This is a genomic window from Frankia sp. BMG5.23 (assembly GCF_000685765.2).
Classification (GTDB): domain Bacteria; phylum Actinomycetota; class Actinomycetes; order Frankiales; family Frankiaceae; genus Frankia; species Frankia casuarinae.
The window spans coordinates 57,487-78,715 of the sequence record NZ_JDWE01000004.1 but is presented as its reverse complement, the minus strand read 5'-3'; the positions used below and the strand labels follow the sequence as shown (position 1 = coordinate 78,715).

The 21,229-nt window shown below is 70.7% G+C and carries 15 protein-coding genes; 6 read left to right on the top strand and 9 right to left on the bottom strand.

The window, feature by feature from the left end:
* Positions 1–6: 6 nt before the first annotated feature.
* The 6 genes from BMG523DRAFT_RS02960 to BMG523DRAFT_RS02935 all read right to left on the bottom strand — a co-directional run bounded on the left by BMG523DRAFT_RS02960 (position 7) and on the right by BMG523DRAFT_RS02935 (position 6,604).
* Positions 7–1,323 (bottom strand): hypothetical protein, encoded by a 1,317-nt coding sequence (locus BMG523DRAFT_RS02960; RefSeq protein WP_084680723.1) that lies wholly within the window; start codon positions 1,321–1,323, stop codon positions 7–9.
* 609 nt (positions 1,324–1,932) lie between these two features.
* Entirely contained in the window at positions 1,933–2,718 is a 786-nt protein-coding gene (locus BMG523DRAFT_RS02955; protein ID WP_011438308.1) for an SDR family oxidoreductase, read from the bottom strand.
* A complete protein-coding gene (locus BMG523DRAFT_RS02950) occupies positions 2,715–3,638 on the bottom strand; it encodes a hypothetical protein (RefSeq protein WP_023840069.1) in 924 nt (307 codons plus the stop codon). Before BMG523DRAFT_RS02950 ends, BMG523DRAFT_RS02955 begins: the two co-directional genes overlap by 4 nt.
* Positions 3,601–4,383, bottom strand: a complete 783-nt coding sequence (locus BMG523DRAFT_RS02945) for an IspD/TarI family cytidylyltransferase (protein ID WP_011438306.1) — start codon at positions 4,381–4,383, stop codon at positions 3,601–3,603. Before BMG523DRAFT_RS02945 ends, BMG523DRAFT_RS02950 begins: the two co-directional genes overlap by 38 nt.
* Complete coding sequence (locus tag BMG523DRAFT_RS02940) at positions 4,380–5,828, bottom strand: DUF4910 domain-containing protein (protein ID WP_011438305.1); 1,449 nt, start codon at positions 5,826–5,828, stop codon at positions 4,380–4,382. Before BMG523DRAFT_RS02940 ends, BMG523DRAFT_RS02945 begins: the two co-directional genes overlap by 4 nt.
* 20 nt (positions 5,829–5,848) lie before the next feature.
* On the bottom strand, positions 5,849–6,604 hold the full coding sequence (locus BMG523DRAFT_RS02935) for a sugar phosphate nucleotidyltransferase (RefSeq protein WP_308726855.1): 756 nt from the start codon (positions 6,602–6,604) through the stop codon (positions 5,849–5,851).
* A gap of 908 nt (positions 6,605–7,512) precedes the next feature.
* Between BMG523DRAFT_RS02935 and BMG523DRAFT_RS02930 the strand changes: the two genes are divergently transcribed.
* A complete protein-coding gene (locus BMG523DRAFT_RS02930) occupies positions 7,513–9,096 on the top strand; it encodes a glycoside hydrolase family 26 protein (protein ID WP_023840071.1) in 1,584 nt (527 codons plus the stop codon).
* Between the two features lie 295 nt (positions 9,097–9,391).
* Here the strand turns inward: BMG523DRAFT_RS02930 and mazG are convergent, their stop codons facing one another.
* The 3 genes from mazG to mfd are packed head-to-tail and all read right to left on the bottom strand — an operon-like array spanning position 9,392 to position 15,030.
* Positions 9,392–10,576 carry a nucleoside triphosphate pyrophosphohydrolase gene (gene mazG, locus BMG523DRAFT_RS02925; RefSeq protein WP_023840072.1) on the bottom strand — a complete coding sequence of 395 codons (1,185 nt, stop codon included), beginning with the start codon at positions 10,574–10,576 and terminating at the stop codon, positions 9,392–9,394.
* A gap of 12 nt (positions 10,577–10,588) precedes the next feature.
* Positions 10,589–11,347: a SurA N-terminal domain-containing protein gene (locus tag BMG523DRAFT_RS02920; RefSeq protein ID WP_023840073.1), complete on the bottom strand. Its 759-nt coding sequence runs from the start codon at positions 11,345–11,347 to the stop codon at positions 10,589–10,591.
* Positions 11,348–11,403: 56 nt separating this feature from the next.
* Positions 11,404–15,030, bottom strand: a complete 3,627-nt coding sequence (gene mfd / locus BMG523DRAFT_RS02915; protein WP_011438300.1) for a transcription-repair coupling factor — start codon at positions 15,028–15,030, stop codon at positions 11,404–11,406.
* Positions 15,031–15,688: 658 nt separating this feature from the next.
* On the opposite strand from mfd, the gene BMG523DRAFT_RS02910 reads away from it, so the two are divergent.
* The 5 genes from BMG523DRAFT_RS02910 to BMG523DRAFT_RS02890 all read left to right on the top strand — a co-directional run bounded on the left by BMG523DRAFT_RS02910 (position 15,689) and on the right by BMG523DRAFT_RS02890 (position 21,209).
* Positions 15,689–16,132, top strand: a complete 444-nt coding sequence (locus BMG523DRAFT_RS02910; RefSeq protein ID WP_011438299.1) for a MerR family transcriptional regulator — start codon at positions 15,689–15,691, stop codon at positions 16,130–16,132.
* A 282-nt stretch (positions 16,133–16,414) separates the two neighbouring features.
* Complete coding sequence (locus BMG523DRAFT_RS02905) at positions 16,415–18,439, top strand: S49 family peptidase (protein ID WP_023840074.1); 2,025 nt, start codon at positions 16,415–16,417, stop codon at positions 18,437–18,439.
* A gap of 391 nt (positions 18,440–18,830) precedes the next feature.
* The gene (eno, locus tag BMG523DRAFT_RS02900; RefSeq protein WP_011438297.1) at positions 18,831–20,114 is read left to right on the top strand and encodes a phosphopyruvate hydratase; all 1,284 of its coding nucleotides are present in this window, start codon (positions 18,831–18,833) and stop codon (positions 20,112–20,114) included.
* Positions 20,115–20,118: 4 nt separating this feature from the next.
* Positions 20,119–20,493: a septum formation initiator family protein gene (locus tag BMG523DRAFT_RS02895; protein ID WP_011438296.1), complete on the top strand. Its 375-nt coding sequence runs from the start codon at positions 20,119–20,121 to the stop codon at positions 20,491–20,493.
* 89 nt (positions 20,494–20,582) lie between these two features.
* The gene (locus BMG523DRAFT_RS02890) at positions 20,583–21,209 is read left to right on the top strand and encodes a DUF501 domain-containing protein (RefSeq protein ID WP_035941014.1); all 627 of its coding nucleotides are present in this window, start codon (positions 20,583–20,585) and stop codon (positions 21,207–21,209) included.
* Positions 21,210–21,229: the final 20 nt, after the last annotated feature.

The window sequence follows — 21,229 nt, the reverse complement described above, 5'->3', positions numbered from 1 at the left end:
GCTGGGTCAGATCGAGGCGAAGGACCGGCCCGGTGCGGGAGCCGGTGGGATCCGCGGTGACGGCGCTCCCGGATCCCTCTGGAGCCTGACGGTCTCCTCGGGGGTAACCGTGAACCAGGTGACGAGCAGGAGGCCGAGCCCGGTGACAACCGGGGCCAGCAGGCCTCCGGACAGCACGCTATAGAAGATCAACACCGACCCGGAGAGCACGAACGACTGCGAGCCGCGTACGAACATCGCCACCACCAGACCGATGAACGCGGTGGTCCCGACGACGCCGTACTCGAGGATCAGCTTGGGCAGGAGGGCGTAGTTCAGCGGCAGTCCGGTGCGGTAGAAGAACGCGGCCGCGTCCCGGTCGGCGAACCCGGGCCCCGAGCCGAACGCCACCGTCATCGGGTCGCTGCCGAGCGCGTCCCAGGTCCGCTGGTACGGCTGGACGAAGCGCAGGCTGCCGCTGGACGTCGATGAGGATGTCTCCGTAGCACGCGCGGCGAAGATGCTCGATGCCGGGGTGAAGCTGATGATCAGCGCCACGAGGCTCACTCCGAGCAGGGCGGTGAGCGCGAATCGGGCGCCCTTGTGAACGGCCAGCAGGACGCCTGCGCAGGCCAGCAGGAGCAGACCTGTGCCGGAAACGGTGCTCAGGATGGCCAGCACAAACATGATCATGCGCCACCAGCCGCCGTTGCGCAGTGTGCAGACCACGATACCGAAGCCGAGGAACTGTGAGCAGAATGACGCCTCGAGGCAGATGAAGGCGTTCGACTTGTACAACGACGAGCCGTACTGCACGGGGTAGGACGTGTTGAACCCATGCATCAGGAACTGCGACGGCACGATGTCCTTGACGACGTCGGTGTACGGAACGCCGACGAGCTGAATGGCGAACTGGAACAGCGCGAGACCGGCGAGTACCGTGATCATGATCAGAAAACGGTCCAGCAGCCGGGGCAGGAGAGCGCGGGCGTCCGCGCCGCGCAGGCCGAGGACGAACGGCACGTACGTCGCCAGCAGCAGCAGCAATGAGGTGAAGGACGTGTCGTCCTTCTCGCGGAGGAAGCAGACGAGTGCCGAGGCCGAACATGCCGTCATCGCGACGAGGTAGGTGGTCACCCGGCTGGAGTTGTACGTCAGACCTCCGCGGCGCAGCATCAAGGCCGCGCAGACATAGGTGATCGGCAGGATTACCTGGACCTGTGAACCGCCCACCGGGAAAGCGATCCGTTGCAGGAAGATCTCGCAGAAGAGCAGGATCGTCAGCATCCGGAAGGTGGCGTCGTTGACCGACTTCCCGCTGCCGGCCTCCTGGGTCGGGATCACCCACGACCGTGGAATCCTGGTCGTGAGCGTGGTGGTGACCACTGGTTCCCGTCCCCCCCGTTCCTGGTCAGTGGGCTCCCGGGCGCCGCGTCCGGCGACGGGGGTCCGGCGATGGAAGCCCATCCGCACGTCGGCAGGTCGGCTAGCTGGCGCTACGGGCGGACGGCGTGGGCGATTCAGTCTATCCGGGGCCCTCGTGCCGTCTCGCAAGGTGGTCTCCGTGCCGTTTCCGGAGCGCATGGTTGCGTCTCCGTCACGCCTTGCAGCCAGCTGCTGGGGGGCTCTTCGAACCCGGCACGGGCGATGAATAATAGCGGTCGTCAGGCTTGACCGCCATCGGTTCGTATCCGTGCAGATCTGGATTCCGGCGGGGCGGGGCGGACACATGCCCTCGGCCACCCGGGACCCGGACGCTACACCGCTGACCTGCTCCGCCGCGGCCGCGGAGGCCGGTTCGTCCTGGTCCTGGATCTTGCTTCCGGATCTTGGTTCCGGTCCCGGGGTTCCGGTCCCGAGTCCGGGACCGCGCCGTCGGCGGACTTCTGGGCCTCGGGGCCCGTGGGCTCTGGCGCGCCCACGGGCCCCGAGTCGTTGCGCAGCGTGAGTGCGTCAGTAGCTCTTCTTCGCCGGCCGCAGGTGCAGCTCGGTGATCTCCGCGGTGGGTGGGAGCCGGATCAGATAATTGACGAGATCGGCCACGTCGGCCGCTTGGACGAGCAGCTCGGGTGCGTACTCACGGCCTTCCCGGGCGTAGATCGCCTCCTGCCTTGGGGTCGCCGTACGGCCGAGATGGATGGTGGTCACCCGGATGCCGTCGGCGTTGATCTCCTGGCGCAGGCTGTCGGCGAACCCCCGCATGGCGTGCTGGGTGGCGGCGAACACGCTGGTGCCCGCGCCGGCCCGGATGCCCTGGGTGGAGTTGACGATGACGATGTCGGCGCCGCGGTCGGCCCCGGCGACCCGCAGCGCCGGCAGCAGCCGCTGGGTGAGCGCGTATGGTGCTCGGACGTTCGCGAGGTACTGGGCGTCGAGATCGGCCAGCGACACGGCGTCCACCCGGGCGCTTCCGTAGGCGCCGGCGCTGTGCACCAGATGATCGACGCGGCTGTAGCGGTCCGTGACCTCGGCGGTGAACGCGACGACGGCCGCGTCATCGGTCAGGTCGAGGCGCACCGGCGTCAGGGTGCCCGGACCGCTCGCCTCCTTGCCGAGGGCGTCGAGCCGGGTCTGGTCGCGCCCGAGCGCGAGGACGGTGGCTCCGCCCGAGGCCAGCCGCAGCGCGGTGGCCCGGCCGATGCCGCTCGACGCACCGGTCACCACGGCGACCCGCCCGGCGAGCGGAACCTCGTCCGCCGCCGGGTCGCCCGCGCCGGATCCGTTCGGGGCCGCCGTCATGCGTTCTGGTGGGAGAACACCAGCATCGCGTCCTCCCGCGGCGGCGCGGTGTCGTAGGTCAGGCAGATGTCCTCGGGAATCCGGCTCAGGTCGGTGCCACGCAGGTAGTCCCGCATGGTCGTGCCGGTGCACTCCGCGTCGACGTTCGGCGCTCCGACGTGGTTGACCACGTCGTCGAAGTGGACGGTGCGGAAGTCCATGCTGAACCGGGTGCGGCCGGAGTTGTTCGGCACCGAGGAGTGCAGCTGGGCCGCCGAGAAGATCATTATGCCGCCGGAGGGGGCGACCACCCGGGTCTGCGGAAAGATCTCCACCTCCTCCTCGGGCTTGGGCTGCTTGCGGGTGTCGGACTTGATGTGCTTCGCGGCGTCGGCCCGGTTCTTCGCGTTCCACTCGTAGTAGTCGTAGTCGCGGGAACCGTTCTTCACGCCCTGGGAGAAGTAGCGCGGGTGGAAGGCCATGGCGTTCTCCGGCACGATGTCGAAGATCGGCATCCACCAGTTGAGCTGGCAGAACGGTGCCGAGTACCAGGTGTCGCGGTGCGGGTGGAAGGCATAGGCGATGCCCGAGGTGAGGTAGTCGTCCGACGTCGAGGTCCGCAGCCGGGGCACGTCGAAGTAGGTCTTCGACAGGTCGCAGCCGTGCTCGGCGAGAATCGCCGGCAGCAGTTCCTTGCAGGTGGGGTGGTGGATGAACCGTGGCTTCAGCTCGGCGAGCAGGGCCGCGTAGTCCTCGACCGGCATGTGGTACTGCGCCGTCTCGGGGTCGAGATCGCCGAAGGCCTCGCGGATCAGGGTGCGGCTGAACTCGACGAACTCCCGCGTCGCGGGCCTGGGCGCGTAGACGAACAGCTCGCCGGCGTAGAGCCTCGCCCGCCGCTCGTCATCGGACAGCGTGGATTCGACCAGTACCGAACTCATTAGGTTCCCCCTCGGAACGAACATGGGTGAGAAGCAGCCGGGCCATGGCGAGTTCGTCCGGCGTGGTGACATGGATGTTCGCCGGCTCGCCGGGGACGACCACGACCAGGCCGCCGGCCGCGGCAACCATCGCCGAGTCCTCGACGGCCTCGCGGGCCTCCGCGTGCACGGAGCGCAGCAGGTCCGCCCGGAAGGCGTGCGGGGTCTGCACGAGCCGGTGAGTCTCCCGCGGCAGCGAGGCCCCGGTGACCAACCGGGGGGTGTCGTCGGGGGGGCTGCCGAGCACCGTCGAGCGGATCTCCTTGACGACCTCGGTGAGCGGGAGCCCGGGTACGGCCGCGTCGGCGCCGGCGCGGACCTCGTCGATGACCCGCTGGTACAGGGCGGGAGTCGCGAGTGGATGGGCGGCGTCGGTGACCACGATGACCCCGGCGTCCGCGGGCACGGCAGCCAGCCCCGCCCGGACGGACTCGGCCCGGGTGGCGCCGCCAGCGACCATCCGCACTCCGTCCGGCGGTGACCAGTGGCCGATCAGGGCGGCGGGGACGACCACGACGATGCCGTCACTGGCGGGCCGCGCCGCCGCGACCGGATGGGCGAGCAGGGGCTCACCCCCGAGGTCGAAGAACTGTTTCGGCCCGCCGAAACGCGTGCCGCCGCCGCCGGCCAGCACGATCGTCCAGACCGGGCCGCTGTTCCCGGTGCTCCCCGCACCGTTGGCGACGGCGACAGCGGTGTCGGTCACCGCCGGGCTCCCGCGGGCGCGGCGCTGGTGACGTCGCTGCTGGTGACGTCGCTGAGTAGATCGACGCCCGCCAGGGCATCGGCCGCCGCCGCGACGGTGTCGAACGGCAGGTCCGCGCGGTCGGCGATGTCGAGCAGGCTGCGCGTGCCGTCGGCCAGGTTCAGCACCCACAGCAGGCCCATCTCGATCGCCTGGCGGTTCATGGTGGCCCCGATGGCGCGGTACAGGCCCCGCCGGCCGAGCTGCGGCTCCCCGTACGGGGTGGTGTTGCGCCAGATGCGGTCGCGCTCGCAGATGTCGATCGTCCGCAGCAGGATCGCGAACGAGTCGGCCAGTGACTGCGGGGTCACGAAGTCGAGGTCGTCCGCGGACGTGTGGTACTGCGGATAGTCGCCGTGCTGGCCGCGCCCGAACCGGCCGACGGGCAGGTCGAAGCCAGGGGAGCAGAACTGCCGTTCGTCGTAGCCGTAGGGGGAGAAGTCGACGACCCGGTGCGGCCGCCCGGTCTCGGCGAGCGCCGCCGCCGCGGCCCGGTCGACGGCGGCGTTACCCCGCCGGCTGCGCTTGTAGGTCGGGTCCGACCGGTCGCCCAGGCCGGTCAGCACCAGCCCGTGCCGAATGCGCCCGACGGTGTCGCGGTTGCGCGCGAGCCAGGTGATCGATCCGATCGTGCCGGGGATGAACAGCAGCCGGAAGGTGTGCCGGCGGGGCAGCCCGGCCAGGGTGCGGGCCAGCAGGGTGGCCGTGGCGATGCCCGAGCAGTTGTCGTTCGCCATCGCCGGGTGGCAGGTGTGGGTCGTGATGAGGAACTCGTCGTCCGTGGTCCCGGGCAGCACGATCTCGCCGTAGGTCAGCGACCCCGCGGTGAGGGTGGTGTCGATCTCCACGTCGTACTCGCCGTCGGGCAGCGCGGCGAGCTGCCGGTCGGTCAGGCAGAAGCCCCAGTTCTCGGTGTAGTAGGAGGTCCGGTAGGGCACCCAGTCCGGGCGGTCCGGCATCGAGAACAGGTGCGGGCGCAGCTCGTCGAGGGACAGCCGGGCGCGGACCGGTGTGCTGTACCCCAGCAGGTGCAGCGGGTTGTCAGCGGCGTCGACGACGGTCTTGCCGTCCGGGCCGGTCAACCGGGCCGAGGCGACGTTCCATTCCCGGGGCACGGTCCAGTCCAGGACCGGTGTCCCGCTGGGGACCTCGTGCACCGTGAGCGCGGGCTCCGGGCCGAGCGCCCGCGCGACGGTGGCGAGCGTCGTGCGGACACCGTCCCCGGTGATGCTGCGCATGGGGGGCAGCAGGGTGGCGACCAGGTCGTGCAGCCACGTTCCCGGGTCGGCGCCTGCCGTCGCCGCGTACTCGCCGGCGTCGGCGGGCTCGGAACCGTTCGGGGGGGAAGCGTTCAGGGGGGAAGCGTTCGGCTCGGGACCGCCGGAGCCGCGGGAGGAATCGCTCATCGCTGGACCCGTCCGGAACCTCAGCCGGCCCAGACACGCCAGGGCGCGGCACCGGAATCCCAGAGCTGGTTCAGCTCGGTCCAGTCGCGGAACGTGTCCATACCCATCCAGAACCCGTCGTGAGTGTGCAGGGTCAGCTCGCTGTCCCGGGCCAGCTGCTGCAGCGGGTGACGCTCCAGCAGCAGCGCCGGGTCGTCGTCGAGGTACTTGTCGATGAACTCGCGCTCGAAGACGAAGTATCCCCCGCTCACCCAGCCGGTCTGCGGCGGCTTCTCGGCGAAGAGGGTGACGGCGTTGCCGTCCGTGGTCAGCTCGCCGTAGCGACTCGACGGCCGGACGCCGGTGACCGTCCCGATCCGCCCCGACGCCAGGTGGTCGGCGAGCACCGCGCCGACATCGACGGCACCCACGCCGTCGCCGTAGGTCAGCATGAACCGCGGGCCGGTCAGGTACTGGGCGACCCGGCGCAGCCGGGCTCCGGTTCCGGTGAGTAGGCCCGTCTCGGCGAAGGTCACCTCCCACGCCTCGTCGCCCACGGTGTTGTGGAACTGGGGGGTGTGGTCGTCGGAGAGCGTGAGGGTGAAGTCGGCGACCTGCGCACGGTAGGCGAGGAAGTAGTTCTTGATCAGATCGCTCTTGTAGCCGAGGCAGAGCACGAACTTACGGAAGCCATAGTGCTCGTAGGTCTTCATGATGTGCCACAGCACCGGCTTGCCGCCGATGTCCACCAGCGGCTTGGGTAGTTTCTCGCTGGCTTCCCGCAGCCGGGTTCCCATCCCGCCGCACAGGATCACGACGGGGATGTCCGCCACGTCGGGAATCTCGCTGGTCTGGGCGATCTCGATGCTCAAGGCTGTTGCGTCTCCCGTGCTCATGCCCCGGTCCGGACGCACTCGGGGCGGATGGGCGTCAATGGCCTGGTCGTTGCGGGACCGCGACGCGCTCCGGGTGATCCGGGGCAGCCGTCCCGCGGGCCGGCTGGTCGTGACCGGTGGGGGCAGCCACCGGGCGGTCCGGCTGCGCGGGCGGCGCGTTCCCACGCGGGTGAGGACGTCGCTGCTCGCCCGCGAACGTGCGTGCGGGCGTGACCCGTGGCAACGGTACCGTATGGTCCTTTGCCGGCTGGCGGTGTCCCTACGAACCCGCGTATGCGGCATAGACCCCACAGCCCCGCGGGCCTCCCACGCGTCTGACTTCCCTGACTTCCCTGGCTCCGGGACCGGATGACGGTTTCGGTGGGTCGGGTGCGCGTGTCGAACAATTCTCTCGGAGCGGGAGGGTTGGTCTACGGATGGCTGATCGTTGCACTGCGTGATAAGCCGAGGCCGCCGAAGGTGCACTTCGTCGGTGGTTGTTACTGTTTAGCGATCACTCTCGGATTACCGAACGAGCCTCGGCTCAGGTGTCGACGGTGATGGCGGACCTCGTTGCGAGCCACCGGATCGGGGAGAGTGTCGCGCTTGGCCGCACTTTTGCACTACATGAGTAAAAATGACTTTATAGATAGAAATGTACGACTGGGGTGATGCGGGTGCGCGGGCGCTCCTGGTCGGATGACCCTCCGGCCGCTGGTCGCTGGCCGGTGGCCGGATCGCCATCCTCGGACCAGGACGGCACGGTGCATCACTCCGAGACGGACCCGCCCCGTTCGGCCGATCGGCGGCCCGCCGGTGGGAGCGCCGGCATGCCGACCCCGTCCCGGGGCGAGTGGCCGGACGCCCGGCTGCTCCCGCTGCGCCGTCGCCGAAGCGACACGACGCCGCGGATCCTCCGTTCCCCTAGCGAGGGTTCCCCCACCGAGCTGGTCCACATCCGCCGCGACGGCGCTCCTCGCGACGCGGATGGCGGCCCGGTCACAGCCCCCGGCGGGGACCGGCCGGACCCGGTGCGGGCACGTCCGGACGGCGCCACCACGACCGTGTTCCATTGGCACGGGCGGCAGGCCCCGGCCGGGAAGAGGCTGGACACGCCGGACACGAACGTTCTGGCCCGGGACGTTCTGGCCCGGGACGTGCCGGTCTGGGACGGGCCGGTGCCGGACGCGCGTGTTCGGGCGGACGGCGGCGGTGAACCTGGCCCGGGTCGTCTGTCTCGCGTCGCCGGTTGGATCGCTGCGCGCCCGGGGGGCCGAGCCGGCCGAATCCCGCGTCTCCCGCTTGTCGCGGTCTCGATCGCGGTCGTGACCGCCCTGACCGCCTGGGTTCTGGTGTCCTCCGGAGGACACCCCACGGACACGGTGGCCGGCGGCCCGACGTCCGCCCCGCAGTCGCAGCCCCCGCCGCAGTCGCCGCCCGCGCGGTCGCCGAGCTCCGGCCCCTCGCCCGCACCGGGGGTCCAGCCGCCGGTCACCGTGCCCCGGGTGCAGCGGGCCGCCACGACCGGTGAGTTTCCCACGGGGGTCGCCGCGCACACGTTGGCGCAGGCGAACCGCTGGGCGGAATTCCGTGGCCGGCCCAACGACGTCGTCGTCATGTACACCGAGCGGTCCAGCTGGCGGGCGATCGTCGAGCCCTGGATCGGTCGCGGCGCCTCGACCTTCGCCGGGTTCTCCGGCACATGGGTCATCAGCCAGCCGCTCTTTCCGGACGAGGGGCCGGAGAAGGGCAACCTCGCCGACTGCGCGGCCGGCCGCTACGACGCCGAGTGGCGGCAGTTCGGCCGCTGGCTGGTGAGCATGGAGCGGGGCGACTCGTTCGTCCGGCTGGGCTGGGAGTTCAACGGGCTGTGGTTCGCGTGGGCGGCCACGGACCCGCAGCAGTGGGTGCAGTGCTTCCGTAACGCCTCATCGGCGATCAAGGCTACCAGTCCGCGGGTCCGCATCGACTGGAACCTCAACGCCCACGGCTCGACCACGTCGGTCGGCGCCTTCGATCTCTACCCGGGTGACCAGTACGTCGACGTCATCGGGGTCGACAGCTACGACCAGTACCCGCCGAGCCCGACCTACGCTGACTTCGACAACCAGTGCAACGAGACCGGCGGTCTCTGTCAGGTGATCATCTTTGCGCGGATCCATCACAAGCTGTTCTCGGTGCCGGAGTGGGGCGTGGTCAGCCAGCAGGGCACCAAGGCGGGTCGGGTCGGGGCCGCGGGTGGGGACAACCCCGTCTATATAGAGAAGATGCACGAGACGTTTGTGCGTAACGCGGACATTCTCGCCTACGAGGCGTACTTCCCCGATGCCGTGCCGAACAACGTCCGTTCCTCGTTGGTCGACCCCACCATCAATCCCGCGGCGGCGGCGATGTACCAGCGGCTCTGGGGCTGATCCCTGGGGGCTGATCCCTGCCGGGGCTGGCTCGTCCCTGTTCGCCTGGTGGCCCGGGCTGCGGGGGTATCGCAGGACACGGTCTTGCGTGGGGCGGACAGCAGTCCTCAGCACGATGGGCACGGCGGTGAAGACGGGCATCTTAGACCCCGCGTCGTCCGCCGCGTCCGCCGCGCCCGCCACAACCAGTACCCGGTCAAGAAGCCCGGCCAGCGCGGCACCCGCCACGACGCCCCGCCCACGATCAGGCTCGCCAACCCGGTACTCCCTGGCATCGGGCGCCGGTGATCGGTGCTTACCCGGGTAGCTGCCGCCAGATTGCGCGCCAGCGGGTGTCGGACAGGGAAGCCGGATCGGCGCCCTCGGCACGGACTGTGCCCTCGACGGCGGCCAGCCGGTCCCGGAAGCGACGGGCGGTCGCCCGAAGGGCCCGCTCCGGATCGACGGAGGCCGTCCGGGCGAGCGCGACGGCGGCAAAGAGCAGATCACCGATCAGGTCGTCCCCCGCCGTGCCCGACCGGGCCAGTACGGCGGCCGTGGCGGCGATCTCGGTGACCCGATCGCCCGCGTCGGTCACACCCCACGCGGCCGTCCCGGTCAGCGCGAGATCCGCCGGGACGCCGATGCCGGCCGCCCGCTTCAGCAGCTTGGCCGCGAGGGACAACGCCGGTTGGGAGAGTGGGACACCCTCGGTCACCGAGACGCGCCCCTTCTCGACCGCCTTGATCGCGTCCCAGTTGGCGACGACGTTCGCCGGACCGTCCACGACCACGTCACCGAACACGTGCGGATGACGGCGGATCAACTTGGCCACCAGACCGGCCGCGATGTCATCGACGTCCCAGCCGTCGTCGGCGCGCTCGGCGGCGATCCGAGCGTGGAAGAGCACCTGCATCAGCACGTCGCCGAGTTCCTCGCGCAGCTCGGTGAGATCGCCGTCCTCGATCGCCTGATACGCCTCGTACGTCTCCTCGACCAGGTACGGTGCGAGCGAGGTGTGCGTCTGCTCGGCGTCCCAGGGGCAGCCGCCCGGCGACCGCAGGCGGTCCATGACCGCGACGGCGTCCAACAGGCTCGAGCCGGGCAGCTCCCTGGTGGCCACGAGGCTCGTCACTTCGACCCCGGTCACCCCGTCGACGCCGGCATCGTTGCGTTCCCCGGATCCACTCGCCTCGTCGAGGAGGCAGTCGAGGATGTTCGGCGCAAGCGGATCGGGTAGCCAGGCGACCTCGGCCGCCGCGGGATCAGGCAGGGCGGCCCGGATGAGGGTCACCGCGCCGGCCAGACCGCCGGGATCGCCGGGATCGCCGGGATCGACGATCAGGACGGTCGCACCGGCCGCCCGCAGCGCGGCGAGCTGAGGATGCGTGGGGCTCGCGGTCAGGACGGGCACCGTGCGCACGACATCCCACGCCCGGGCCGTGAGAATTCCCGGTGCCACCCGGGGGCTGGTGACGACCACGGTGATCCGCATCAACATGTCGCCGTCCGCTCAGGATCGGGTGGTCAGGTCCAGGATCGGCGTGGGCGCGGGCTTGCTGGCGATCGAGCCCTCAGCGGCGACCACGGCGAACTGCTTCGTGTCCCAGGTACCAAATCGTGGGTTTATCGAGATGGGATCCCGGGACTCGGCCTGCGCGAGTAGCGGACGCACCTTCGTCGCCCGTTTGTCCGCCACCAGGAACCGAGCCAGGTAGGGCTTGGCCTGCCGGTAGCTGAGAGGGATCTTCCCGATCTGATCGACGATGCTGTCGTACTGGGCGCGGGTGTCCGCGTCGGAGGCGAGGACACCCGGGCTGATCTTGTCCCCGAGCGCCGACTCGAACGCTCCCGAGCGGACGATCGTCGCCACGTCCTGCTGGGCGAAGCCTGCCGCGGCGGCTCGCTGCTCGAACGCCTTCACGCTGCCGAACTGCAGGATCGCGTACGCCTGGTAGTAGGACGCGATGTCCTGGCCGGTCAGCGAGATCCCCAGCCGCTTCGCCTCACCGGAGATCAATTCGAGCTGCACGAGCGTGGTCAGGGTTCGTCGCTGGAGTTCACCCCGGTTGAGACTCTGCGACGCCGACTGCGAGGTCTGCGGGATCGGTACCGTCTGCGCGGCCTTGAGCCCACGGTCGACGATGCCGCGCAGCTGGGAGGTCCCGATGGTCTGCGAACCGACCTGGGCGGCGGCCCCGGCATGGGTCGTGCACCCGGTACCGACGAGCATGAGGAGCCCGACACCGGCGAGGAGACGGGAAAGCTTCACGAGCCGAGACGGTATCCGCTCAGCGTGGCGTACGGTACGGCGCCCTACGCCAGGAGTCAGATCGAGGCCGCCGCGGCGGCGACCGAGTCGCCCGCGACCGCATGCAGGAGCTGGCCGACCCAGACGAGCAGGGCCCGGTCCCGCAATGGCCGGGAACCGATGCGCCCCGTCTCGGTCGGCGCGGGAACGAGTACGGTCCGCACCGCCGGTTTGACCACGGCGCCCCGGTAGAGCCGGGTCAGCCGGAGTGTCTGACTCTCCCGCAGCTCCAGCGGAGCGAACCGGATCTGGCGACCGGCGGTGATGATCTCCGTGACGCCGAAGCGCCGGGCAAGCACCCGCAGGCCCGCGACGGCCAGCAGGTTCTCGACCGGTTCGGGCACCGGACCGAACCGGTCCACGAGCTCGCCACGCACCTCGTCGATGTCGGCGTCCGTGGCGGCGCCGGCCAGCCGCCGGTAGGCATCCAGCCGCAGCCGCTCGCTCGGCACGTAGTCATGCGGCAGGCTCGCGTCGACCGGCAGCTCGACCTTGACCTCCGGGGGCTCCTCGACCCCCTCCCTGCGGTACTCGGCCACCGCTTCGCCGACCATCCGCACGTACATGTCGAACCCGACCGAGGCGATGTGCCCGGACTGCTCGCCGCCGAGCAGGTTGCCCGCTCCCCGGATCTCCAGGTCCTTCATGGCCACGGCCATTCCGGCACCAAGGTCGTTGTGCTGGGCGATCGTGGCGAGCCGGTCGTGGGCGGTCTCGGTCAGCGGCTTGTCCGGCGGGTAGAGGAAGTAGGCGTACGCCCGGTCCCGGCCCCGCCCGACCCGGCCGCGCAGCTGGTGCAGCTGGGACAGGCCGAACACGTCGGCCCGCTCGACGATGAGGGTGTTGGCGTTGGAGATGTCCAGGCCCGACTCCACGATCGTCGTGCAGACCAGCACGTCGAACTTCTTCTCCCAGAAGGAGACCATGACCTGCTCAAGCGCGTCCTCGTGCAGCTGGCCGTGGGCGGTGGCGATCCGCGCCTCGGGAACCAGATCGCGCAGCCGGGCGGCGGCCCGGTCGATCGTCTCCACCCGGTTGTGGATGAAGAAGACCTGCCCCTCGCGCAGCAGCTCCCGGCGGATCGCCGCGGCCACCTGACGGGCGTCGTAGGCGGCGACCGAGGTCAGCACCGGGTGCCGCTCCTCGGGCGGAGTGTCGATGGTCGACAGCTCCCGGATGCCGGTGATCGACATCTCCAGCGTGCGGGGGATCGGTGTGGCGCTCATCGTGAGCACGTCCACCGCCGTGCGCATCTTCTTGAGCTGCTCCTTGTGCTCGACACCGAAGCGCTGCTCCTCGTCGACGATCACCAGGCCGAGATCCTTGAAGCGGTTCTCCCCGGACAGCAGCCGGTGGGTGCCGATGACCACGTCGACACTGCCGGTAGCGAGCCCCTCCTGCACCGCCTTGTGTTCGGCGGGCGAGTTGAACCGGCTCATCGCCTTCACCACCACCGGGAATGCGGCGTAACGCTCGGAGAAGGTCTGGAAGTGCTGCTGGACCAGCAGCGTCGTGGGCACCAGCACCGCGACCTGCTTGCCGTCCTGCACCGCCTTGAACGCGGCCCGCACCGCGATCTCGGTCTTGCCGTAGCCGACGTCGCCGCAGATTACCCGGTCCATCGGGACCGGCTTCTCCATGTCGGCCTTGACCTCGTCGATGGCGGCGAGCTGATCGGGTGTCTCTCGGAACGGGAAGGCGTCCTCCAGCTCACGCTGCCAGGGACTGTCGGGAGCGAAGGCATGCCCGGGAGCAGCCATCCGGGCGCTGTAGAGCCGGATCAGCTCACCGGCGATCTCCTTGACGGCCCTGCGGGCCCGACTCTTGCGCTTGGCCCAGTCGGCGCCGCCGATGCGGTCCAGGCTCGGCGCGTCACCCCCGACATACCGGGTGATCTGTTCAAGCTGGTCGGTCGGCACATACAGTCGGTCGCCCCGGGCGTACTCCAGCAGAAGATACTCCCGCTTGGCGCCCGCGACGGTCCTGGTGACCATCTCGACGTAGCGGCCGACGCCGTGCGCGTCGTGGACCACCATGTCCCCGGGGAGCAGGGCGAGCGGATCGATGCCCTTGCGCCGCCGGCTCGGCATGCGCCGCATGTCCTTCGTGCTCACCCCGCGGGCACCCGCGATGTCGCTTTCAGTAAGAACGGCGAGGCGCAAAGTATCGCTGGTGAAGCCGGTGGCGAGCCGACCGCAGGTGACTATGGCGACGCCCGGAGTGAGCGTGGCCTCCTCGGCGAGGCCGGCGCCCAGGTCGGCGTCGCGCAGCATCTCCACCAGGCGCTGCGCCGGACCGTGCCCCTCGGTGACCAGCAGCACTCGCCAGGACTCGGCGAGCCAGCCCTTGACGTCGGCGATGACCGCCGCGGTGTCCCCGTGGTAGATCGGCGCGGGCCGGAGGCTGGCGACCACCGTGTTGTCGCCGTAGTTGTCGCCGTAGTTGTCGCCGTACTCGGTCCCGTCGTAGGCGGCGCCCGTCAGCCCGGTGCCCGCCGGTTCCCGGTCGCTGCCTGCCGGGGTCGACATGAAGGGAGTGACCGACCACCACGGCAGGCCGAGATCCTCCGCACGCTCGCGGACCTCGATGATCGATCGGTAGGCGGCCGCGCCGAGATCGATCGGCGCGCCGCCACCCAGCGCCGCGACGCTCCACGACGCGTCGAGGAACTCCTGGCTCGTGCGCACCAGTTCGCTCGCCCGCGAACGGACCCGTTCGGGATCGCAGACCAGCACGTGGGTGCCGGCCGGCAGATCGTCCAGGAGTAGTGACATGGCGTCGACGAGTACCGGGGCGAGCGCCTCCATCCCCTCCACGGGGATGCCGTCGGCGATCTTGTCGAGCAGGTCCAGCAGCTCCGGGTGGCGCGTCGCGAGGTCCGCGGCCCGCGCCCGCACCTGCGCGGTCAGTAGCAGTTCGCTGCACGGCGGCGCGAACAGGACACGGCCACCACCGGTCGCGCCATCATCCTCCGGTAGCGCCCGCTGGTCCGCCACGGAGAACCGGCGGATGTCCTCGACTTCATCGCCGAAGAACTCGACCCGCAGCGGATGTTCCTCGGTGGGCGGGAAGACGTCGAGGATGCCGCCGCGCACGGCGATCTCGCCGCGCCGCTCGACCAGGTCCACCCGGTGATAAGCGATGTCCACCAGCCGCGTCACCACGCCGTCGAGGTCGGCCGTATCGCCCTCGGCGAGGGTGACCGGTGCGAGCTCGCCGAGCCCGGCCACCTGGGGTTGCAACACCGCACGGATCGACGCGACCACGATCCGCAGTGGCGGCCGACCGGTGCTCGCCGGATGCGCGAGCCGGCGCAGCACGGCGAGGCGCTGCCCGACCGTGTCAGCCCGGGGGGACAGCCGCTCGTGGGGCAGGGTCTCCCAGCTCGGGAAGACCGTGACCACATCGGGACCGAGCAGGCTGCCGAGCGCCGACGCCAGATCCTCGGCCTCCCGGCCGGTAGCCACGACAGCGAGGACCGGCCGGTCGGCCCCGACCGCCAGGGCCGCGGCGGCGAAGGGCCGCAACGCCGCGGGACCAGCGAGGTCGAGGACCGGTTCACCGACCGCGCCGATCGCCCGGCCCAGGGCAGGGTCCCCGCCGGGACGGGCGATCAGCGCGTCGAGCAACGGCGCGAGGGTCATGGGGTGCGTCCCTGTGCCTCTCGGTTGGTTGGGATCCGATGGTTGGGATCCGACGACGTGACACGGCGAGGCCGGTCCGGCCCTGATCTACCGTCCGGCCCGGCCCCGCTCCACACGACGCTTCCGCCCGGCGATGCCCCGGTCCGCAGGCGCCGGCAGCGGGTCAACCTCGATACCCAATCGATCTTGATGCCGAGCCGACCTTAATACGGGTCAACCTTGATACCGGATCGACCTCGATCGGCTCAGCCCTGTCGGCACAGACGATATGTCCAGCCTACGACAACCTTCCCACCCGCCCCGGCAACCCACCCTCCTCCCGTTCGGACCGGCGCCATGTTCGTCGGGGCCGCGGTAACGTGCGCGTCCATACGAACGCGGGGCCGGCCGGGTGGACGCCGTGGACACGGCCGCGGGGCCGCATCGGCGAGCGCGACGGCTCCGACGTGACGCATCTCACGTTTCCGGCAACGCGGTCCGGTCGGTACCGGACGACGGACGGCACGCTCGGGCGCCCCGCACTCCCCCGTCCCGCCCGCTTCGGCGAAGGGGGCGCCACATCGCCGAGCGACGTACAGTCGACTGCCTGACGTCCGGTCCGGTTGCCCAAAATCGTCCGGTCCGGTCGTCCAATATCTACCCTAACGTAAGGGCCGAGTTGTCCACCAAGCGCCGTGGTGTTTCGGGATCGAACACGACCCGTGGCGACGTTTACCAGATCGGGGACGTTGCGGAGCGGGTCAGCCTCTCCCTGCGAACAGTCCGCTACTATGAGGAGTCAGGGCTCCTCGCGCCGGTAGGTCGGACCGTAGGGGGATTTCGTCTCTACGACGACGACGCCATCGAGCGGCTGCTCCTCATCAAGAAGATGAAACCGTTGGGGTTCACCCTGGAGGAGATACGGTCGCTGCTGGCCCTTCGTGATGAGCTCGCCGAGCCCGACCTCGCCGCGGGCGTCCGGGCCGAGCTCCAGGAGCGGCTTGGCACCTGGGTGGTACTCGCGGAGGAAAAACTCTCCACGCTTCGGGAGCAGGTCAGCGTCGCGGAGTCGTTCGTCGGCGGGCTGCACGACGACGCGAAACGGTCGGGAGGAACCGTCTGATCCGCGGATACCGATCACCGCACCCACCGCGGCGGGCCTCGCGCATCGCACCGGCAAGACCAAGATCAAAACTTGAAGTTATTTTCCGGCGGCGCCAGGGGTCCCCGCACTGCGCCGGAGGCGCTGTGGGTTCTTTGCGCCGGAGGCGCCGTGGGTTCTTTGAGGGTTGTCCCAGGAGGTTCGCCGAAGGCGAGGCGACGGAGACCCCGTACGGCGCCCGATGCCAGGGGTCCCCGCACTGCGCCGGAGGCGCCGTGCGGGGGAAGGCTAGCCTCTGAGGGCATGGCTGCCATCCCACGTAAGGCGCTGGCCGACGTCCGCCAGATCGCGGCGCGGCGGACGGCTCCGATCGTCCTTGAACTCGATCTGACGGTCGACCCGATCGAAGGCGTCCCCACCGACCCGATCACCCTGGCGCTCGCCCGGCGTCGGACGACCCTGCGGGATGTCGTCGAAGGCCTACGGTACGCGACCGAGGATCCCCGGGTGTCCATCGTGGTCGCGCATATCGCCGCCTGCGGGATGCCGCTGGCACGTATCCAGGAGATTCGCGCCGCGATCGCCGCGTTTCGTGCGGCCGGTGGCACCGCCATCGCCTACGCGGACACCTTCGGGGAGTTCGGGGGCGGCACGGCGCCCTACTATCTGGCCTGCGCGTTCGACGAGATCTGGCTCGCCCCGCCCGGTGACTGCGGCCTGACCGGTCTCGGGATGGAGGCGCCGTTCCTGCGGGGAGCGCTCGACCGGCTCGGTATCTCCGTCGAGATCGGCCAGCGGTACGAGTACAAGAACGCCGTCAACACGCTGGTGGAGCGGGACTTCACCCCGGCGCACCTGGAGGCGGTCAGCCGGATCATCGAGTCCAGCTCTGACCAGATCGTGGCCGGCATCGCCGAGGGACGCGGGCTGTCCACCGACCGGGTTCGGCGTCTGATCGATCTCGGACCGCTGGCCGGGTCCGTCGCGCTCGACACCGGTCTCGTCGACCGTCTCGGCTACCGCGACGAGGTGTACGCGGCGGCACGGGAACGGGTGACGCGGGGGCCGTCGGCCGGATTCGGGGGTGACGGGGAGGGCGCGGGCCGGGAGGATGCGCGCCGCGGGTCCGGCGCGGAGCCGGTTTTGATGTACGCCTCCGCCTACCGGCGGTCCGCCGAGCGGCGGGAGAAGTTCCCGGCGCTTCGCGTGGCGGCGCTGGCGGCCGGCGGTCCGGCGGCTTTCTTCTTCCGCGAGGTTCCCGATGATCGGGACGGCTCCCGTCCCGACGGCGCCGGGGAGGCCCACCTCCACCCGGACGAGGCCGCGGGCAGCGGGACGAGTGCGCTGGCCCCCTCCGTGACGGCGCCACATCGAGACCCGAAGAAGTCGGTCATCGCGCTCATCCATGGGACCGGGCCGGTCGTCCTCGGACACGGTGCCCCGGGTCCGTTCTCCGGGCCGGTGCTCGCAGCGGAGGCCACCGCGGCGGCCTTCCGTTCCGCCGCGCGTGATCCCGCGGTGGCGGCGGCGGTGTTCCGGGTGAGCAGCCCTGGGGGTTCCTACGTCGCCTCCGACCTGGTCCGCCGGGAGGCCGAGCGGTTCCGGGCCAGCGGCCGGCCGCTGATCGTCTCGATGGGTGACGTGGCGGCCTCTGGTGGCTACTTCGTCGCCCTGGCATCCGATGCGATCGTGGCGAACCCCGGCACGCTGACCGGCTCGATCGGGGTGTTCGCCGGCAAGCAGGTGATCAGCGGGCTGCTCGACAAGGTGGGAGTGGGCTTCGGTGCCGTCGCGGAGGGCGAGCATGCGCTGATGATGTCGCCGCGGCGGCCCTTCACCCCGGGGGAGCGGGAGAAACTGGAGGAGTTCCTGGACCGGGTCTACGCCGACTTCGTTGACAAGGTGGCGGTCGCTCGCGGGCTGTCCCGGGACCAGGCGCACCAGCTGGCCCGCGGCCGGGTGTGGACCGGCGCGGACGCCCATGCGCACGGCTTGGTGGACGTCCTCGGCGGGTTGGCGCAGGCGATCGAACTCGCCTGGTCGCGCGCCGGTCTGCCGGCCGGTGAGACTCCGCGGGTGCGGCTGACGCCCAAGCCGTCGGTGCTGGAACGGGTCCGGTCGCCGAAGTCCAGCGAGGACCGCGGGGCCGCCGCGTCGGTGGCCGGGTCGGTGGCCGGGTCGGTGGCCGGGTCCGCCCTGGGCCTGCTCGGCGCTGGTCCCGGTGCCGGCTTCGTCCCGGGTTGGGGGGCGCTGGCACCGCTGGCGGCGCGGCTTGGTCTGCCCTCGGCCGGTCCGCTGGTCATGCCGCCGATCGGGCGGATCGGTTAGCCGGTCCGCACCGGTGGCCCACAACGAACTCGCCGGCCTGTGGGATGCGTGACACCGCCGTCCGCGGGAGGATCGACGCCCGGGTGCCCGACGGCCAGGCAGGCGGTGAAATGACCGTCGGGTGGCCGGTGAACGGACCCGCCGCGGGTGAATGGACGCGCCGCGCCGGGCCGGGACCGGCGTCGCGTCGCCGTGGGGCGACGGTAGTCTCGCAGCGACCGGTTTCGTCCGGACGGCACCGCTCGTCCCGCGCCACGATCCGCGGCAGGCCATCAGGGTCTGCCCCGGTGGCCTGCCGCGGGGTGGTGGCTTCCGGTCACCGGCCTGTGGCGGTCCGCTGCTGCCACCGCGTCATCGTTCCGTGTCAGAGCGCATACCGGAGGTCGAAGCCGTGCCGTCTATCGAGGCCGTCGGAGCCCGCGAGATCCTTGACTCGCGCGGTAACCCCACCGTCGAGGTCGAGGTCGTCCTGGAGGACGGCACGCTGGGCCGCGCCGCGGTGCCCAGCGGGGCGAGCACCGGTGCCTTCGAGGCCGTCGAGCTGCGCGACGGGGACAACCGCTATGGCGGCAAGGGCGTGACCAAGGCCGTGGCCGCGGTGATCGACCGGATCGGTCCGGCGATCATGGAGTTGGAGGCCACCGAGCAGCGTCTTCTCGACGCGACGCTCATCGACCTCGACGGCACCCCGGGCAAGTCGGCCCTCGGCGCCAACGCCCTGCTCGGGGTCAGCCTGGCGGTGGCCAAGGCGGCGGCGGCGTCGAGCGGCCTGCCGCTGTTCCGGTACCTGGGAGGTCCGACCGCGCACCTGCTCCCGGTGCCGATGATGAACATCCTCAACGGTGGTGCGCACGCCGACACCAACGTCGACATTCAGGAGTTCATGATTGCTCCGATCGGCGCGAGCACCTTCGCCGAGTCGCTGCGCTGGGGTGCGGAAGTCTATCATGCGCTCAAGAGCGTGCTGAAGGCGCGGGGCCTGGCGACCGGCGTGGGCGACGAGGGCGGCTTCGCGCCGAGCCTGCCCACCAACCGGGAGGCTCTCGACCTCATCGCCGAGGGGATCGACAAGGCCGGCTTCGCCCTGGGGACGGACATCGCCCTGGCGTTGGACGTTGCCTCCACCGAGTTCTACGCGGACGGGTCGTACACCTTCGAGGGCAACTCGCGTAGCGCCGAGTACCTGAGCGACTACTATGCCGAGCTCGTCTCCGCCTACCCGATCGTCTCCATCGAGGACCCGCTGGCCGAGGATGACTGGGATGGCTGGGTGGCGCTCACCGAGCGGCTCGGTGGCAAGGTGCAGCTCGTCGGGGACGACTTGTTCGTGACCAACCCGGAGCGGCTGGCTCGCGGGATCGCCTTGAAGGCCGCAAACGCCCTGCTGGTGAAGGTGAACCAGATCGGCACGCTGACCGAGACGCTCGACGCGGTGAACCTGGCCCACCGTAGCGGCTACCGGGCAATGATGTCCCACCGGTCCGGCGAGACCGAGGACACCACCATCGCCGACCTCGCCGTCGCGGTCGACTGCGGTCAGATCAAGACCGGCGCCCCGGCGCGCTCGGAGCGGGTCGCGAAGTACAATCAGCTGCTGCGCATCGAGGAGGAACTCGACGACGCGGCCCGGTACGCGGGCGCCGCCGCGTTCCCCCGCCGCAGGCAAGCCGGCTGATCCCATGCCGCCGCGGAACACCGCGCTGACCACGAGGGCGACCCTGCTCGCCGTCGTGATCTGCGTGCTGGTCCTGACCCTCGCCTATCCGCTGCGGCTGTACCTGCAGCAGCAGGCCAAGCTCTCCGAGCTGAGCCGGACCAACGCGCAGGCCCAGGCGAGGGTCAACGAGCTGCGGGCGACGGTCGAGCGCTACGACGACCAGGCCTGGGTCGAGGACGAGGCGCGCCGTCGGCTGCATTACGTCAAGCCCGGTGAGCGGGCGTACCTGATGCCGATCAAACCGGCACCCACCAAGGACGGCGACGAGACCCGCGGCGGGTCGTCCGGGGGCTCGGCCTGGTACGCCCGACTCTGGTCGGAGATCTCGACGCCGTAGCGGTCACGGGGCGGGAGCCCCGACCCCGGTGCGGCGAAGGAACGGGCTTGGCGGACGGTGATGACGGCGATGACGGCGAGGGGGTGAGTATGGCACCGGCGGTGACGGCCGAGGATCTCGAGATCGTGCGCCGTCAGCTCTCCCGCGAGCCGCGAGCCGTCCTCGCGGTGGCCCATCGCTGCTCGTGCGGTCTTCCCGACGTGGTCGAGACCGCACCGCGGCTTGCCGGCGGCACCCCCTTCCCGACCCTGTACTACCTCACCTGCCCCCGGGCTGCGTCGGCGATCTCGCGGCTGGAGGGGGTCGGGGTGATGCGCGAGATGACAGCCCGGCTGGCGGAGGATCCGCGGCTCGCCGCCGCCTACGCCGTCGCCCACCGGGACTACCTCGCCCGGCGCGACGCGCACGAGGTGCTGCCCGCCGCTCCGAGCGCGGGTGGCATGCCCGATCGGGTCAAGTGCCTGCACGTCCTCGTAGCGCACAGTCTCGCCGTGGGTCCGGGAGTCAATCCGTTCGGTGACGAGGCCCTTGCGGCTGTTCCCGACTGGGGTCGGCGGGGGCCGTGCGTGGCCGGTGGCCGATGTCCGGGCGTTGACGAGGCCGAGGCGCCCGGACCCGCCCCGGGCGGCGGGGCGGCGGGCGACGGACCGACCGGCAGTCGTTCGACAGGGGATCCGGCAGGGGACCCGACGGGGGATCCGAAAGAGATCCGATAGGGGATTTGACCGGGGAGGAG

Coding starts and splice junctions, on each gene's coding strand:
- mfd (WP_011438300.1), bottom strand. CDS start 15,030: ATGACCCTCGCGCCGTTGCTCGACGCGCTGATCGCCCGTCCCGGCGGG.
- BMG523DRAFT_RS02895 (WP_011438296.1), top strand. CDS start 20,119: ATGCCGCCGCGGAACACCGCGCTGACCACGAGGGCGACCCTGCTCGCC.
- BMG523DRAFT_RS02935 (WP_308726855.1), bottom strand. CDS start 6,604: ATGGGAACCCGGCTGCGGGAAGCCAGCGAGAAACTACCCAAGCCGCTG.
- BMG523DRAFT_RS02955 (WP_011438308.1), bottom strand. CDS start 2,718: ATGACGGCGGCCCCGAACGGATCCGGCGCGGGCGACCCGGCGGCGGAC.
- BMG523DRAFT_RS02950 (WP_023840069.1), bottom strand. CDS start 3,638: ATGAGTTCGGTACTGGTCGAATCCACGCTGTCCGATGACGAGCGGCGG.
- BMG523DRAFT_RS02890 (WP_035941014.1), top strand. CDS start 20,583: ATGGCACCGGCGGTGACGGCCGAGGATCTCGAGATCGTGCGCCGTCAG.
- BMG523DRAFT_RS02930 (WP_023840071.1), top strand. CDS start 7,513: ATGCCGACCCCGTCCCGGGGCGAGTGGCCGGACGCCCGGCTGCTCCCG.
- BMG523DRAFT_RS02940 (WP_011438305.1), bottom strand. CDS start 5,828: ATGAGCGATTCCTCCCGCGGCTCCGGCGGTCCCGAGCCGAACGCTTCC.
- mazG (WP_023840072.1), bottom strand. CDS start 10,576: ATGTTGATGCGGATCACCGTGGTCGTCACCAGCCCCCGGGTGGCACCG.
- BMG523DRAFT_RS02905 (WP_023840074.1), top strand. CDS start 16,415: ATGGCTGCCATCCCACGTAAGGCGCTGGCCGACGTCCGCCAGATCGCG.